Source organism: Kineococcus esterisolvens (assembly GCF_050871405.1).
GTDB lineage: Bacteria > Actinomycetota > Actinomycetes > Actinomycetales > Kineococcaceae > Kineococcus.
This window is the reverse complement of the sequence record NZ_JBJLRI010000046.1, coordinates 23,877-36,545: the sequence shown is the minus strand read 5'-3', so window position 1 is coordinate 36,545 and position 12,669 is coordinate 23,877. Positions and strand designations below refer to the sequence as shown.

Annotated in this window: 15 protein-coding genes; 2 read left to right on the top strand and 13 right to left on the bottom strand. The window is 78.3% G+C overall.

What is annotated here, in order from left to right; genetic code table 11:
* The 11 genes from ACRYR8_RS14390 to ACRYR8_RS14340 all read right to left on the bottom strand — a co-directional run.
* The coding region (locus ACRYR8_RS14390; RefSeq protein ID WP_432485232.1) for an acylphosphatase at positions 1-287 on the bottom strand (287 nt) is incomplete at its 3' end.
* A 60-nt stretch (positions 288-347) separates the two neighbouring features.
* Positions 348-1,298, bottom strand: coding sequence for a bifunctional DNA-formamidopyrimidine glycosylase/DNA-(apurinic or apyrimidinic site) lyase (gene mutM, locus ACRYR8_RS14385; protein ID WP_432485230.1), 951 nt, complete (start codon positions 1,296-1,298; stop codon positions 348-350).
* Positions 1,299-1,304: 6 nt separating this feature from the next.
* Complete coding sequence (gene rnc, locus ACRYR8_RS14380) at positions 1,305-1,994, bottom strand: ribonuclease III (protein ID WP_432485229.1); 690 nt, start codon at positions 1,992-1,994, stop codon at positions 1,305-1,307.
* A 61-nt stretch (positions 1,995-2,055) separates the two neighbouring features.
* On the bottom strand, positions 2,056-2,259 hold the full coding sequence (rpmF, locus tag ACRYR8_RS14375; protein ID WP_166611797.1) for a 50S ribosomal protein L32: 204 nt from the start codon (positions 2,257-2,259) through the stop codon (positions 2,056-2,058).
* Positions 2,260-2,261: 2 nt separating this feature from the next.
* Entirely contained in the window at positions 2,262-2,855 is a 594-nt protein-coding gene (locus ACRYR8_RS14370) for a YceD family protein (protein ID WP_432485237.1), read from the bottom strand.
* 218 nt (positions 2,856-3,073) lie between these two features.
* Positions 3,074-3,616, bottom strand: coding sequence for an ATP synthase subunit B family protein (locus tag ACRYR8_RS14365; RefSeq protein WP_432485228.1), 543 nt, complete (start codon positions 3,614-3,616; stop codon positions 3,074-3,076).
* Between the two features lie 2 nt (positions 3,617-3,618).
* A complete protein-coding gene (coaD, locus tag ACRYR8_RS14360) occupies positions 3,619-4,218 on the bottom strand; it encodes a pantetheine-phosphate adenylyltransferase (protein ID WP_432485227.1) in 600 nt (199 codons plus the stop codon).
* Positions 4,219-4,228: 10 nt separating this feature from the next.
* Positions 4,229-4,786, bottom strand: a complete 558-nt coding sequence (gene rsmD, locus ACRYR8_RS14355) for a 16S rRNA (guanine(966)-N(2))-methyltransferase RsmD (RefSeq protein WP_432485226.1) — start codon at positions 4,784-4,786, stop codon at positions 4,229-4,231.
* A 31-nt stretch (positions 4,787-4,817) separates the two neighbouring features.
* Positions 4,818-6,467 (bottom strand): DUF6297 family protein, encoded by a 1,650-nt coding sequence (locus tag ACRYR8_RS14350; protein ID WP_432485225.1) that lies wholly within the window; start codon positions 6,465-6,467, stop codon positions 4,818-4,820.
* Positions 6,464-7,231, bottom strand: a complete 768-nt coding sequence (locus ACRYR8_RS14345; protein ID WP_432485223.1) for an ABC transporter ATP-binding protein — start codon at positions 7,229-7,231, stop codon at positions 6,464-6,466. The genes ACRYR8_RS14350 and ACRYR8_RS14345 overlap by 4 nt, the downstream gene beginning before the upstream one ends.
* The gene (locus ACRYR8_RS14340; RefSeq protein ID WP_432485222.1) at positions 7,228-9,429 is read right to left on the bottom strand and encodes an ATP-dependent DNA helicase RecG; all 2,202 of its coding nucleotides are present in this window, start codon (positions 9,427-9,429) and stop codon (positions 7,228-7,230) included. Before ACRYR8_RS14340 ends, ACRYR8_RS14345 begins: the two co-directional genes overlap by 4 nt.
* A gap of 199 nt (positions 9,430-9,628) precedes the next feature.
* Here ACRYR8_RS14340 and rpmB point away from each other — a divergent pair, with 199 nt between their 5' ends.
* On the top strand, positions 9,629-9,814 hold the full coding sequence (rpmB, locus tag ACRYR8_RS14335; RefSeq protein WP_012084282.1) for a 50S ribosomal protein L28: 186 nt from the start codon (positions 9,629-9,631) through the stop codon (positions 9,812-9,814).
* Between the two features lie 99 nt (positions 9,815-9,913).
* Here the strand turns inward: rpmB and ACRYR8_RS14330 are convergent, their stop codons facing one another.
* Positions 9,914-10,882: a thiamine-phosphate kinase gene (locus ACRYR8_RS14330; RefSeq protein WP_432485220.1), complete on the bottom strand. Its 969-nt coding sequence runs from the start codon at positions 10,880-10,882 to the stop codon at positions 9,914-9,916.
* A 174-nt stretch (positions 10,883-11,056) separates the two neighbouring features.
* On the opposite strand from ACRYR8_RS14330, the gene ACRYR8_RS14325 reads away from it, so the two are divergent.
* Positions 11,057-11,515, top strand: a complete 459-nt coding sequence (locus ACRYR8_RS14325; RefSeq protein WP_432485219.1) for a DUF3515 family protein — start codon at positions 11,057-11,059, stop codon at positions 11,513-11,515.
* 10 nt (positions 11,516-11,525) lie between these two features.
* On the opposite strand, the gene ACRYR8_RS14320 is transcribed toward ACRYR8_RS14325, so the two are convergent.
* Positions 11,526-12,659: a D-alanine--D-alanine ligase family protein gene (locus tag ACRYR8_RS14320; RefSeq protein ID WP_432485218.1), complete on the bottom strand. Its 1,134-nt coding sequence runs from the start codon at positions 12,657-12,659 to the stop codon at positions 11,526-11,528.
* Positions 12,660-12,669: the final 10 nt, after the last annotated feature.

Sequence of the window (12,669 nt, the reverse complement as noted above, 5' to 3'; positions counted from 1 at the left end):
TTCAGCACCCCGCACACCCCCCGCCCCACCCACCCCCCCCCCCCCCCCCCCCCCCCCCGCCCCCCCCCCCCCCCCCCCCCCGCCCCCCCCCCCCCCCGGTCCAGCAGCTGCTCCAGCGCCGGTCGGCCCCCCTCCGCGACGACCTCCACGCGGCCGTCGGGCTTGTTGACCGCCCGCCCGGCCAGCCCCAGCTGCAGGGCCTGCGAACGCGTCCACCACCGGAAGCCGACGCCCTGCACGGCTCCGGAGACGAAGGCGGTCAGCCGCTCGGCGGGTGCGTCGTCCACGGCGGGCAGCGTAGGCGGGCCCGCTCCACCGCCGGGCCCGGCGGGTCGCCGGGCGGGTGCTCAGGCGGTGGCGGTGCGCGGCCGCGGCTGGCACGCCGGGCAGGTGAACGACGAGCGGTTCATGAAGGCGTCGCGGCGCACCGGCGTGGCGCAGCGCGGGCACGGGTGCCCGGCGCGCCCGTACACCGCCAGGGACCGGTCGAAGTAACCGCTGGCGCCGTTGACGTTGACGTACAGGGAGTCGAAGCTCGTCCCGCCGGCGGCCAGCGCGGCCGTCATGACCTCGCGCAGCGCTCCGAGCAGCACCCGCACCTGCGCCGGGCGCAACCCGCGGGTGGGCCGGTCGTAGTGCAGCCGGGCCCGCCACAGCGCCTCGTCGGCGTAGATGTTGCCCACCCCGGACACGAGCGACTGGTCCAGCAGGGCGCGCTTGACCCCGGTGCTGCGCTCGCGCAGGCGCCGGGTGAGGGCGTCGTCGTCGAAGGCGGGGTCCAGCGGGTCGCGGGCGATGTGCGCCACCGGCTCCGGCAGGGAGCGCGCCCACGCGGCGTCCGGGTGCTCCCCCAGCCCGCCGGGACCGCCGTCGGGAGCGGGGACCAGGGGGACGACGGCGAGGCCGCCGAAGGTGCGCTGGTCCACGAACCGCAGCTCGGTGCCGACGGCGTCCGGCGGCACGGGGTCGTCGTGGAAGCGCCAGCGGGCGCGCAGGTGCTTCTCCTCGGGAGCGTCCTCGGCCTCCACGAGCAGCTGCCCGCTCATCCCCAGGTGCACGACGAGGGCCTCGGCCGCCGCGCCGCGCTGCGGGTCCGCCAGCGGCAGCCAAAGGTACTTGCCGCGCCGCACGGCATCGGCCAGGACCAGACCGTCCAGCCGGGCCACGGCGTCGGCGGGACCGGCGGCGTGGCGGCGGGCCACCCGCGGGTGCAGCAGCTGCGTCTGGCGCACGCGGCGGCCGGCCACCCAGCGGGCCAGGCCCCGGCGCACGACCTCGACCTCGGGGAGCTCCGGCACGCGGCCTCAGCCGCCGGAGCGGACGGCGTGCGCGGCCTGCGCCTCCTGCAGGGCCTGCACGGCCGTGGCGGCGGCCTTCTGCTCCGCCTCCTTCTTGCTGCGGCCCTCGCCGTGGCCCAGGACGCTGCCACCGACGACGGCGTCGGCCGCGAAGCTCTTGGCGTGGTCGGGGCCGGAGTCGGTGATGGCGTAGGAGGGGACGCCCAGCCCGGAGGCGGCTGTCAGCTCCTGCAGGGCCGTCTTCCAGTCGGTGCCGGCGCCCAGGCGCTCGGAGGACTCCAGGACGCCCGCGGTCAGGCGCAGCACGAACTCGCGTGCGGCTTCCAGGCCCACCGAGAGGTAGGCGGCGCCGATGACGGCCTCCATCGTGTCGGCCAGGATGGAGGACTTGTCGCGCCCGCCGGTGGTCTCCTCCCCCTTGCCCAGGCGCACGTGGGCACCCAGGTCCAGGCCCCGGGCGATCTCCGCCAGGGCGCGGGAGTTCACCACGGCCGCGCGCAGCTTCGCCAGCCGCCCCTCGGAGACGTCCGGGTGGCGGTGGTAGAGGCTGTCGGTGACGACGAGCCCGAGCACGGAGTCGCCGAGGAACTCCAGCCGCTCGTTCGTGGGCAGACCGCCGTGCTCGTAGGCGTACGAGCGGTGGGTCAGCGCCTGCACCAGCAGGTCGGCGTCGATGGCGACGCCGAGGGCACCCACCAGCCGGGCGACGTCGCCGACGTCGCCCGGCCGGGTGGCGCGGTCCTGTTGAGCGGTCAGCTCAGAGGTCCTTGACCTTGCGGCCCTTGTACTCCAGGTACAGGGGGGTGCCGGCGGAGTCGGTCACGACGCGCGCGGTGTGCGGGCGCTGGTAGGCGACCTGGCCGCGCTGCACGGTGCGGGTCAGCGTCTCCTCGGACGCCTTCCACTGGGCGCGGCGCGACCGCGTGTTGCTGCGGGACATCTTCCGCTTCGGGACGGCCACGATCAGCTCTTCTCTCTCGGGTCGGACGGGTTCTGGCCGGGCTGCTGCTCGAGCAGGCCCTGCAGGGCGGCCCACCGGGGGTCCGCCGGCTCTTCGGTGTCCTCGGTGCCGCCGGGCGTGCGCTCGGAGACGCCGATCTCGTAGTCCTGCTGGCACGGGCCGTCGCACTCGGGCTGGAACGGCAACTCCAGCACGATCGCGTCGCGCACCGCGGGCTCGAGGTCGACGAGCTCGCCGGGAGCGACCTCGCGGACCTCGTCGTCGTCCTCGGCGACCTCGGCGGGCGTCTTGCCGGGGTAGGCGAACAGCTCCTGCACCTCGACCTCGACGTCCTCGGTCACCTCGGTCAGGCAGCGCACGCACTCGCCCACGGCGCGGCCGCGGACGGTGCCGGAGACCAGCACGCCCTCCATCACGGCCTCCATGCGCAGGTCCAGCTCGAGCTCGCTGCCTTCGGGGACGCCGATGACGGCGATGCCCAGGTCCGCCGGGGCGGGCACGGTGCGCTGAAGGGTGCGCATCGTGCCGGGGCGCCTGCCGAGCTCGTGGGTGGACAGCACGAGCGGGGCGCCGGGGTCCAGCCGACCCTCTTGCACCTTGACCACTTGCCCTGCCTCCCACGCGTTCGCTGCACCGCCGCGGCGCACCGGTACGGAGCACCACGCGGCCCCGCCGCCCGTGGTCGTCCCCACCCCCACCGGCACGGGTGCCACGGGGTGGTGGCGCTCACCAGCGTCGAGGCCGGGGTCAAGGGTAGCCGAGGCAGGCGTCCGGCAACGAATCGCGCTCGCTCGCAGCGCAGCCGGGCGGGAGCTCAGCCCTCCCGGCCGGGCCGGGGGGCCGGGTGGGCGCCTGCCGCCGCGGGCTCCGTCCCCCGCTCCTGCTCCTGCGCGTCGGCCCCGTCCTGCTCGGGCGCGCGCACCTTCAGCCGGTCGCGGCCGCGGCGGGCCTGCTGCTGCAGGCGCTCCAGCTCCTCCTCGAAGTCGCCGAGCTTGCCGTCGCACCAGGCGTCGGCGTCCAGGCGCAGCCGCTTGGCCTCCTCGCGCGCCGTGGCCACGATGTGCTCGGCGCGCTCACGGGCGGCGCGGGTGACGGCCTGCGACTCGGTCAGCTCCTCGGCCTCGGCCCGCGCCCGCGAGACCAGCCGCTCGGCCTCGGCGCGCGCGGACTCCAGGACCTCGTCGCGCTGGGCCAGCACGTCACCGGCCTGCTGGACCTCCGCCGGCAGCAGGCGCCGCACCTCCGAGACGAGCCGGAGCAGCTGCTCGCGGTCCACCACCACGGACGACGACAGGGGCACCGCCCGCGCCCCGGACACGAGCGCGGCGAGCTCGCCGAGCTTCTCGTGCACTTCCACGACTACCTGCCTCCAGAGGGTCCACCGGCCGCTCCTCGCGGCGGCCGGGGCTCATCCTCGCGCACCGGCCCGCCCAGGCGGTGCAGCAGCGCGACGCGGACCGCCTCCGGCACCAGTCCCGAGACGTCCCCGCCGTGGCGGGCGACCTCCTTGACCAGGCTGGAGGAGACGTGCTCGAAGCGCGGGTCGCCCACGAGGAAGACCGTCTCCACGCCCGCCAGGTGGCGGTTCATCAGCGCCATCGGCAGCTCGTAGGCGTAGTCCGTGCCCCCGCGCAGGCCCTTGACCGCCACGGGCGCGCCCAGGCGGCGGCAGTGGTCGACGAGCAGGCCGTCGGCGAACTCCTCCACCTCCACCCGCGCGGCGCGCGCGTCACCGGTGGCCGCCAGGGCGGCGCGGACCAGCTCGACCCGCTCCGGACCGTCGAACAGGCCCCGCTTGGCGGGGTTGACGGCCACGCCCACGTGGACGACGTCGAAGAGGTCCGCGGCGCGCAGCACCACGTCGAGGTGGCCCAGGGTCACCGGGTCGAAGCTGCCGGGGCACACGCAGCGGCGCACGGCCGCCGCGCCGGGAGGGGTCGCGTCGGGCACGGGGGGCACGGCGCGCACGTTACCGGCGCACCGTCCACACGCTCGTCTCGCCGTAGCGGCGCTGGCGGGCACCGGGCCACCCGGCGGGCCAGCGCGGCTCGGGGCTGCGCGCGGAGCGCTCCACGACGACGGTGGCGCCCTCGGCCAGCAGCGGCTCCAGCGCGCTGAGCACGCGGGCCAGCGCGTCCTCGTCCACCGCGTACGGGGGGTCCACCAGGACCAGGTCCCAGCCGCCCCCGCCCGCCGCGCGGGGACTCGCGAGGAAGCGCTCGGCGCGCTCGTGCTCCACGCGCACACCGGGCATGTCCAGGGCACCCGCGTTGGCGCGGGCGGTCTGCGCGGCCGCGCGGGCGGCCTCGACGAGCACCACCTCCCGCGCGCCGCGGCTGGCGGCCTCCAGCCCCAGCGCGCCGGAGCCGGCGTACAGGTCCAGCACCCGCGCACCGTCCACCGCCCCGGCGGCCTCCAGGGCGGAGAACAGCGCCTCGCGCACCCGGTCGCTGGTGGGCCGGGTGGTGTCCCCGGGCGGCACCCTCAAACGCCGGCCACCGGCCGCGCCGGCCACGATGCGCGTCACCGCGCCCCCTCCCCCGCGCGCACCGCGCGCGTCACGACAGCCGCCGCGCGCGGTGCGCGGCGTAGGCCCACCCCACCACGACCACCAGGGCCGTCACCGCCAGCTGCCCGGCCAGCGCCGGTCCGGGTGCGCCGCGGGCCAGCAGCGCGAGCAGCACGGGCAGCGTGGCCACCGCCGCCAGGTCCGGTCCGGTGCTCACCGCCGCTGCGGCGCCCGGCGAGACGGGGCCGGCCGGGGTGGCGATCGCCGGGCGGGCGTGGTCGGGGTCGGGCCGCAGGGCCCCGCGCACGGCCGCGGCCGCCCAGGCGGGGCCGGTCAGCGCACCCAGCAGGGCCCAGGAGGTCCACCCGGTGCCCGTCCCGGCGTGCACCAGGCCGGACGTGGTGGCCGCCAGCGGCACCGCGACCGACCCCCACAGCGCGCTCGCCGCGGCGACGGGCACCCAGCGCACCACCAGCAGGCGCCCCGCGGAGACCGGCAGGGCGCGGGCCGCCGCGGGGGCCAGGGCGCCACCGCGCACCGCCTCGGCCAGCGTGGTGGCCGCCGCGTACCCGGCCGCCCACAGCAGCACCGCCACGGCCCCGCGGTGCGCCGAGGTGCCGGCGGCCACGACGAAGGGCACCAGCGCCAGCACCGCGGCCGTGGCGACGCGGCGCGGCTGACGGCGCAGCAACCGCGCGTCCGCGGCCAGCACCGCTCCGACCGGACCGCGCACCCACGGGGCGCGGGCACCCGGGGGGCGTCGGCCCGGGCGCACCCGCCCGGGCCCGTCGGCGGCCAGCGCCCGGCCCACCTCGCGCAGGTCGACCTGCAGCGCGGACGCCGTCAGCCGCTCCAGCCGTGCCGCACCGCGCCGCAGCGAGGCCGAGGGGGTGCGGCCGGCGGCGCGCAGGTGGCGGCGGCCGGCCGTGGAGAGCACGACGACCGCCACGACGGCGGCGCAGGCGGCCGGCACCGGCAGGACGGACGGGGGCACGGCGTCCACCGGCACCCCCGCCAGCGCGCCGGCGGCCAGGGCCAGCACGACCCCGGCGGCCGCGGCGTCCAGGCCGGTGGCGGTGCGCAGCAGGCCGTCGACGTCGCCGCGCACGGCGGGCCCGGCCACCAGCGCGTACCCCGCGGCGGCGCCCGCCGCCCCCAGCACGGCGCCGCCCGCGAGCGCGGGCAGCGTCGCGGCGGTGAGGTCCCCGGCGACGCCCAGGGCCAGGGACGCCGCCCACGTCACGACGAGTGCGCCCACCGCGGCCGCGAGCAGGGCCCGGCCCCTCAGCACCGGTCGCAGCAGTTGCTCGCGGGGCACCGGCAGGGAGGCCCACCAGGCGGTGCGGGGTGCGCTCAGGCTCACCGGCCCCAGCCGGCACAGCGCCGCCAGTCCCAGCAGCAGGACGCAGCAGGCCAGGCCCGCGCAGGTCAGCACCGCCGGGACGGCCGGCGCCGGTCCCGGCCCGCCGCCGGGCGCGGCCAGGCCCCGCTGCAGGGCGCCGCGCAGCGAGGAGCTGGCCCCCAGCAGGAGCAGCGCGGCGATGCCGGCCTGCAGCAGGGTCGTGTACGCGTCGGCGAGGGTGGCACGGAGCCCGCGCGCCGAGCGGGTCGGCGCCGCCTCGCGCACCAGCTCGCGCCGGCCGGGCAGGGGCGCGCCGGCGGCGGGGCCGGGCAGCGGGGATCCGGGGGCGGCCGTCACGGGCCCGGGGCGCTGACGACGCGCGCCGCCTCCTCGGCGTCCACCACCCGGCACGGCGCCGCGGCGGCCACCCCCCGCCCGTCCGTCCCGCCGGCGGGTGCGTCGTCCACGACGACCGCGCGGTCGGCGAGGCGGCGCAGCAGCACGACGTCGTGGGTGGCGACCAGCAGCGCGGTGCCGGCGTCGCGCTCGTCGGTCAGGCGCTGCGCCAGGGCCTCGCGGCCCGGGGGGTCCAGCCGCTGCTCGGGCTCGTCCAGCAGCAGGAGCGCCCTGGGCCGCACGAGCGCGGCGGCCAGCAGCAGCCGCCGCTTCTGCCCGCTGGACAGCGAGACGGGCAGCTGGTCGGCGGCGCCGGTGAGGCGCTGGGCGGCCAGCTCGGCGTCCACGACGGCCTGCACGTCGCGCACGCCGTGCCCGCGCGCCACCAGTTCCAGGTGCTCGGCCACCGACAGCTCGCCGAACCAGGCGTCCTCGTCGAACACGGAGGCGACCTGGCGGCGGAACGCGGCGCGGCGCTCGTCCACGGGCTCCCCGCGCAGCCGCACCTCGCCGGCGAGGGGCTCCAGCAGCCCGGCGACGGCGCGCAGCACGGTGGACTTGCCCGCGCCGTTGGCCCCGACGAGGCAGACGGCCTCCCCGGCGGCGACGCGCACGCTGACCGGGGCGCACACCGGCCGCCCGTAGCCGACGACGAGCCCGTCCAGCTCGAGCAGCGCGCCACCGCCGCGGCCCGCGCGCCCGCCGGGCCCGCCGGGTGCGCTCACGCGCGCTCCAGGAAGCGCTCGGTCTCGCCGCTGACGCGGTCGGCGACGGCCGCCGCGAGCGCGGGGTGCCGGGCGAGGTCGGGGTCGTCGGCGACCAGCGCGCTCGCCGCGGCGCGGGCGTCGGCGATGACGTCGGCGTCCTTGAGCACGCCCAGCAGCCGCAAGGAGGAACGCCGGCCGGACTGGGCCGCACCCAGCACGTCGCCCTCGCGGCGCTGCTCCAGGTCCAGGCGGGCCAGCTCGAAGCCGTCGCGGGTGGCCACCAGCGCCGACAGCCGCTGCCCGGCCGGGGAGCCCTCGGCGACCTCCGTCATGAGCAGGCAGGTCCCCGGCAGACCGCCGCGGCCGATGCGCCCGCGCAGCTGGTGCAGCTGGGAGACGCCGAAGCGGTCGGCGTCCACGACGACCATGACGCTGGCGTTGGGCACGTCCACGCCGACCTCCACGACGGTGGTGGACACGACGACGTCGACCTCGCCGGCGGCGAACCGGCGCATGACGTCGTCCTTGTCCGCCGGCGCCAGGCGGCCGTGCAGGACCTCGATGCGCAGGTGCGCGGTGGCGGGGTGGCGCCGGACGATCTCGACGACGTCGGAGACGGCCAGGGGCGGGCGGCGCTTCTCGCCGTCGTCGGGCGGCGGCTCGTCCCCGCCGCCGTCGTCGGGCTCCTTGCCGGCGTCGTCGCCGTCGATGCGCGCGCACACCACGTACGCCTGCCGGCCCAGGGCGGCCTCCTCGGCCACCCGCCGCCACACGCGGTCCACCCACGCCTCGTTCTGCATGGGCACCGCGACGGTGGTCACCTCCGCGCGCCCGGGGGGCAGCTCGTCGAGCACGGACGTCTCCAGGTCGCCGAAGACGGTCATGGCGACGGTGCGCGGGATGGGGGTGGCGGTCATGACGAGCAGGTGGGGGACGCTGGCGGCCTTGGCGCGCAGCGCGTCGCGCTGCTCCACGCCGAAGCGGTGCTGCTCGTCGACGACGACGAGGCCGAGGTCGGCGAAGCGCACGTGCTCCTCGAGCAGGGCGTGGGTGCCGATGACGATCCCCGCCTCGCCGCTCGCGGCGGCCAGCAGCGCCTCGCGGCGGGCGGCGGCGCCCATCGAGCCGGTGAGCAGCACCACGCGGGTGGCGAGCTCGTGCCCGCCCAGCAGCCCGCCGGCGGCGAGGTCGCCCAGGGCCGCGGTGGTGGAGCGCAGGTGCTGGGCCGCGAGCACCTCGGTGGGGGCCAGCAGGGCCGCCTGCCCACCGCCGTCGACGACGGTGAGCATGGCGCGCAGCGCCACGAGGGTCTTGCCGGAGCCGACGTCGCCCTGCAGCAGCCGCTGCATGGGCTGCGCGCGGGCGAGGTCGGCGGCGATCTCCTCGCCCACGCGGGCCTGGGCCCCGGTCAGCGGGAACGGCAGGCGCGCGTCGAAGGCGGCGGCGAGGCCGTCGGGGCGGCGCACCCGGGGCACGGCCCGCTCGCGCGCGGAGCTGGCCCGCCGCTGCGCCAGCGCGGTCTGCAGGACGAACGCCTCCTCGTAGCGCAGCCGCCGCTGCCCGCGCGCGACGTCGGCGCGGTCGCGGGGGGTGTGCACGGCCCTCAGCGCCGCCAGCGGGTCCAGGAGCCCGGCCTGCGCGACGACCTCGCCCGGGAGCACGTCGGGCACCTGCCCGGTGACGCCCAGCACCGTCTGCACGGCCTTGGCGATCTTCCAGCTGGGGGCCTTGCCGGTGGCCGGGTACAGCGGGATGGGGCGGTCGGCGAGGGCTGCGGCGTCCTCGGACCCGTCGTCGAGGGGCTGGTAGTCGGGACGGGCCAGCTGCCAGGCGCCGTTGAAGACCTCCACGCGCCCGGAGGCCAGCACCTGCCGCCCCTCGCGCAGCTGCCGCTCGTGGTGGGCGAACTGCCGCACGCTGCGCGCGAAGAACGTCAGGCCCACCGTGTCGCGGCCGTCGCCGAGGGTGACCTGCATCAGGGCGCCGTCGCGGTTGCGCATCCGCCGCGGGGGCGAGGTGCGCACGACCTGCGCCACGATCGTCACGTCGTCGCCCGCGGTCAGCTGCCGGATCGGGGTGAGCTGCCCGCGCTCGGCGTAGCGGCGCGGCAGGTGCCACAGCAGGTCGCGGACGGTCTCCAGCCCCAGCTCCTTGGCCAGCAGCGCCGCGGAGGGAGCCGTCAGCCGACTGGACAGGGGTGCGTCCAGCTCGTCCACGCCCGGAAGGCTACTGCGGGTCGCCGACAGGGACGGGCAGCGGCGCGGGCGGTGCGCTCCCCGCGGGGGAGGTGCGCCGGTTCGCCCCCACGCCCGGGGCTCGGCTATGGTGGACGGCGGTGTCCGGGCATCCCCGGCACCGGTCGACGCCCCACCGGGGTCGTCGCTCCTCCACCCCTCACGACCCCAGGAGTACCCCGTGGCTGCCACCTGCGACGTCTGCGCCAAGGGCCCTGGCTTCGGCAAGAGCGTCTCGCACTCGCACCGGCGGACCAACCGCATGTGGCTCCCGAACATCCAGCGGATCCGGGCCACCGTGAACGGTTCGCCGAAGCGGCTCAACGTGTGCACCTCCTGCCTGAAGGCGGGCAAGGTCACGCGCTGACCCCTTCGCGCAACAGCACGACCCCGCGGGGCCGGTCCGTTCGGACCGGCCCCGCGGTGCGTCCGGCCCCGCCGGGCCCCGGGCGGGGGCAGCGGTGCCTCAGCCCCGGCGGAAGTGGTCCCAGCCGAGGCCGGGCCCCGACCACGGCCGGCCGTCCACGAGGACGGGGTGCTCCCCGGCGGGTCCGACGCGGCCGACCGCGCGGAAACCCTCCGGGGGTTCGACGCCGGGCGGGAAGCAGGCCAGCAGCCCGTGGTCCTCACCACCGGTGAGGACCCAAGCACCTGCGACGTCCGCCCCGGCGCCCGTGGCGGCGGCCAGCGCGGCGGCGGACTCCCCCAGGGCGGTGCCCGCCACGTGCAGGTCGAGGCGGACGCCGCTGGCGGCGGCGATGCGCCCGGCGTCGCGCAGCAGCCCGTCGCTGACGTCCATGAGCGCGCTGGCCCCGGCCGCGGCCGCGGCGGGCCCCAGGGACACCGGCGGCACGGGTCGGCGGTGCGCGGCGAGCAGGTCGGCCACGGGCGCCGGGCCCTCGAGCCGGCCGGCGCGCAGCAGGTCCAGCCCGGCGGCGGAGCGCCCCGGGCGGCCGGTGAGCGCCACGACGTCCCCCGGGCGCGCCCCGGAGCGCAGCACGGGTGCGCGCCCGGCGAGGTCGCCCAGCGCGGTGACCGCGACGACGACCTCGCCCGCGCCGGACAGGTCGCCGCCGACGACGACGGCACCCAGTGCGCGGCACGCTTCGGCGGCGCCGGCGGCGAAGTCCTCCACCCAGGCCACCCCCAGGTCGCCGGGCAGGCCCAGCGCCAGCAGCAGCCCGCTGCACGTGGCCCCCATGGCGGCCACGTCGGCGACGTTCTGGGCCACGGCCTTCCAGCCCACGTCGGCGCCGCTGGACCAGTCGCGGCGGAAGTCGCGCCCCTCCACGAGCACGTCGGTGGTGGCCACCACCCGCGCGTCGGGCGCGGCGACCACGGCGGCGTCGTCGCCGGGCCCCAGCAGCGCCCGCGTCGGCAGCAGCGGCAGCACCCGGGCCAGCAGCTCCGCCTCGTCCAGGTCCCGGACCCGCACCGCTCCCCCGTCCGCCGGCGTCGGCGGGCCCCCGTGGGCCCGCCCCGCGCCCAGCCGCGCGGCCCGGTCACACTAACGGCGATGCCCCCCGCCGACCCCCCGCCCCCGACACCGGCCCGGACAGGGATGCGGACACCGCCCGCGGGCACCTCGCGCGCCCGGCAGCGGGTGGGCGTGGCGACCGCGGTGGCCGTGCTCACGGGCGCGTCGGTGTGGGCGTTCACCTCCGGCAGCGGCGGCGTGGAGGCCGCCCCGGCGGGCGGGGAGCCGGCGTGCGGGCAGCTGGTGCAGGCGTTGCCGGACACCCTGGAGGGCCTGGCCCGCACCCCGCAGGGCGCCGCCGGGGTGGCCTCGTGGGGCGAGGAGCAGGTGGTGCTGCGCTGCGGCGCAGCGGTGATCGGGCCGACGACGAAGCCGTGCCTGCCGGTGGGCCCGGACGAGGCGACGACCGTGGACTGGGTGCAGGACGCCCGCAGCGACCGCGCCGTCCGCTTCCTCACCTACGGGCGGGACCCGGCGGTGGAGGTCACGGTCCGCTTCGGCGCCGGGCTGCGGGCGTCGAGCGCGAGCGCCCCGCTGGTGGACCTGGCGGCGGCGGTGTCGGCGATCCCGCAGACGCGCACCTGCCTGTGAGGCGAGCGCCTCAGCGCAGGCCCGTGGGCCGCCGCAGCGCCAGCTGCAGCAGGTGGTCCACCAGGTCGGGGTAGTCCACGCCGGTGGCGGCCCACGCTCGCGGGAACATCGAGTGCGGGGTGAAGCCGGGCATGGTGTTGATCTCGTTGACGACGATGCCGTCGTCACCGCGAGCGGGGTCCACGAAGAGGTCGACGCGGGCCAGGCCCTCTGCGCCCATCGCCTCGAAGACCCGCGCGGCGGTGCGCCGCACGGCCGCCACGACGTCGGCGGGCAGGTCGGCCGGGCAGGTCAGGCGCACGTTGCCGGAGTCGAGGTACTTGGCCTCGAAGTCGTAGAAGTCGTGGCCGCCGACGACCTCGACCTCCCCGGGCAGGCTGGTGCGCGGCTCGCCGCCGTCGAGGTCCTCCAGGACGCCGCACTCGATCTCGCGGCCGGCGACGGCGGCCTCGACGACGACCTTGGGGTCGTGGGCGACCGCCTCGGCCACGGCGGGGGCCAGCCCCCGGGGCCCGTGCACCTTCGTGATGCCGATGCTGGAGCCGGCGCGGGCAGGTTTGACGAAGACGGGGTAGCCGAGGGCGTCGACGGCCGCGCGGCAGCCGGCCTCGTCGGCGGCCCAGCGCCGGGCGTGGAAGGAGGTCCAGGGCCCCACCCGCAGGCCGGCGCCCTCCAGCAGGACCTTCATGGCCTGCTTGTCCATGCTGACGGCGGAGGCGAGCACGCCGGAGCCGACGTAGCGGGTGTCGGACAGCTCGAGCAGGCCCTGCAGGGTGCCGTCCTCGCCGAAGGGGCCGTGCAGCAGCGGCAGCACGACGTCGACGCGCTGCAGCACCGCCACGCCCGCGGGCGGCTCGTCCAGGGTCTGCAGCGCCTTCTCGGAGACCTCCTGGGCCAGGACCACGCGGGTGCCGGCGGCGGGCACCTCGGGCAGCTTGCCGTCGGCGAGGGCGAACAGGGAGGGGTCGTCGGGCACGAGCACCCACCGGCCGGAGCGGGTGATGCCCACGGGCACCACGTCGTAGCGCTCGCGGTCGATCGCCGCGAGCACGCCGGCCGCGGTCACGCAGCTGATGGCGTGCTCTGAGGAACGGCCGCCGAAGAGGACGGCGACGCGCGGCTTGACGCTGACCCGGGTGCTCACCGGCCGGAAC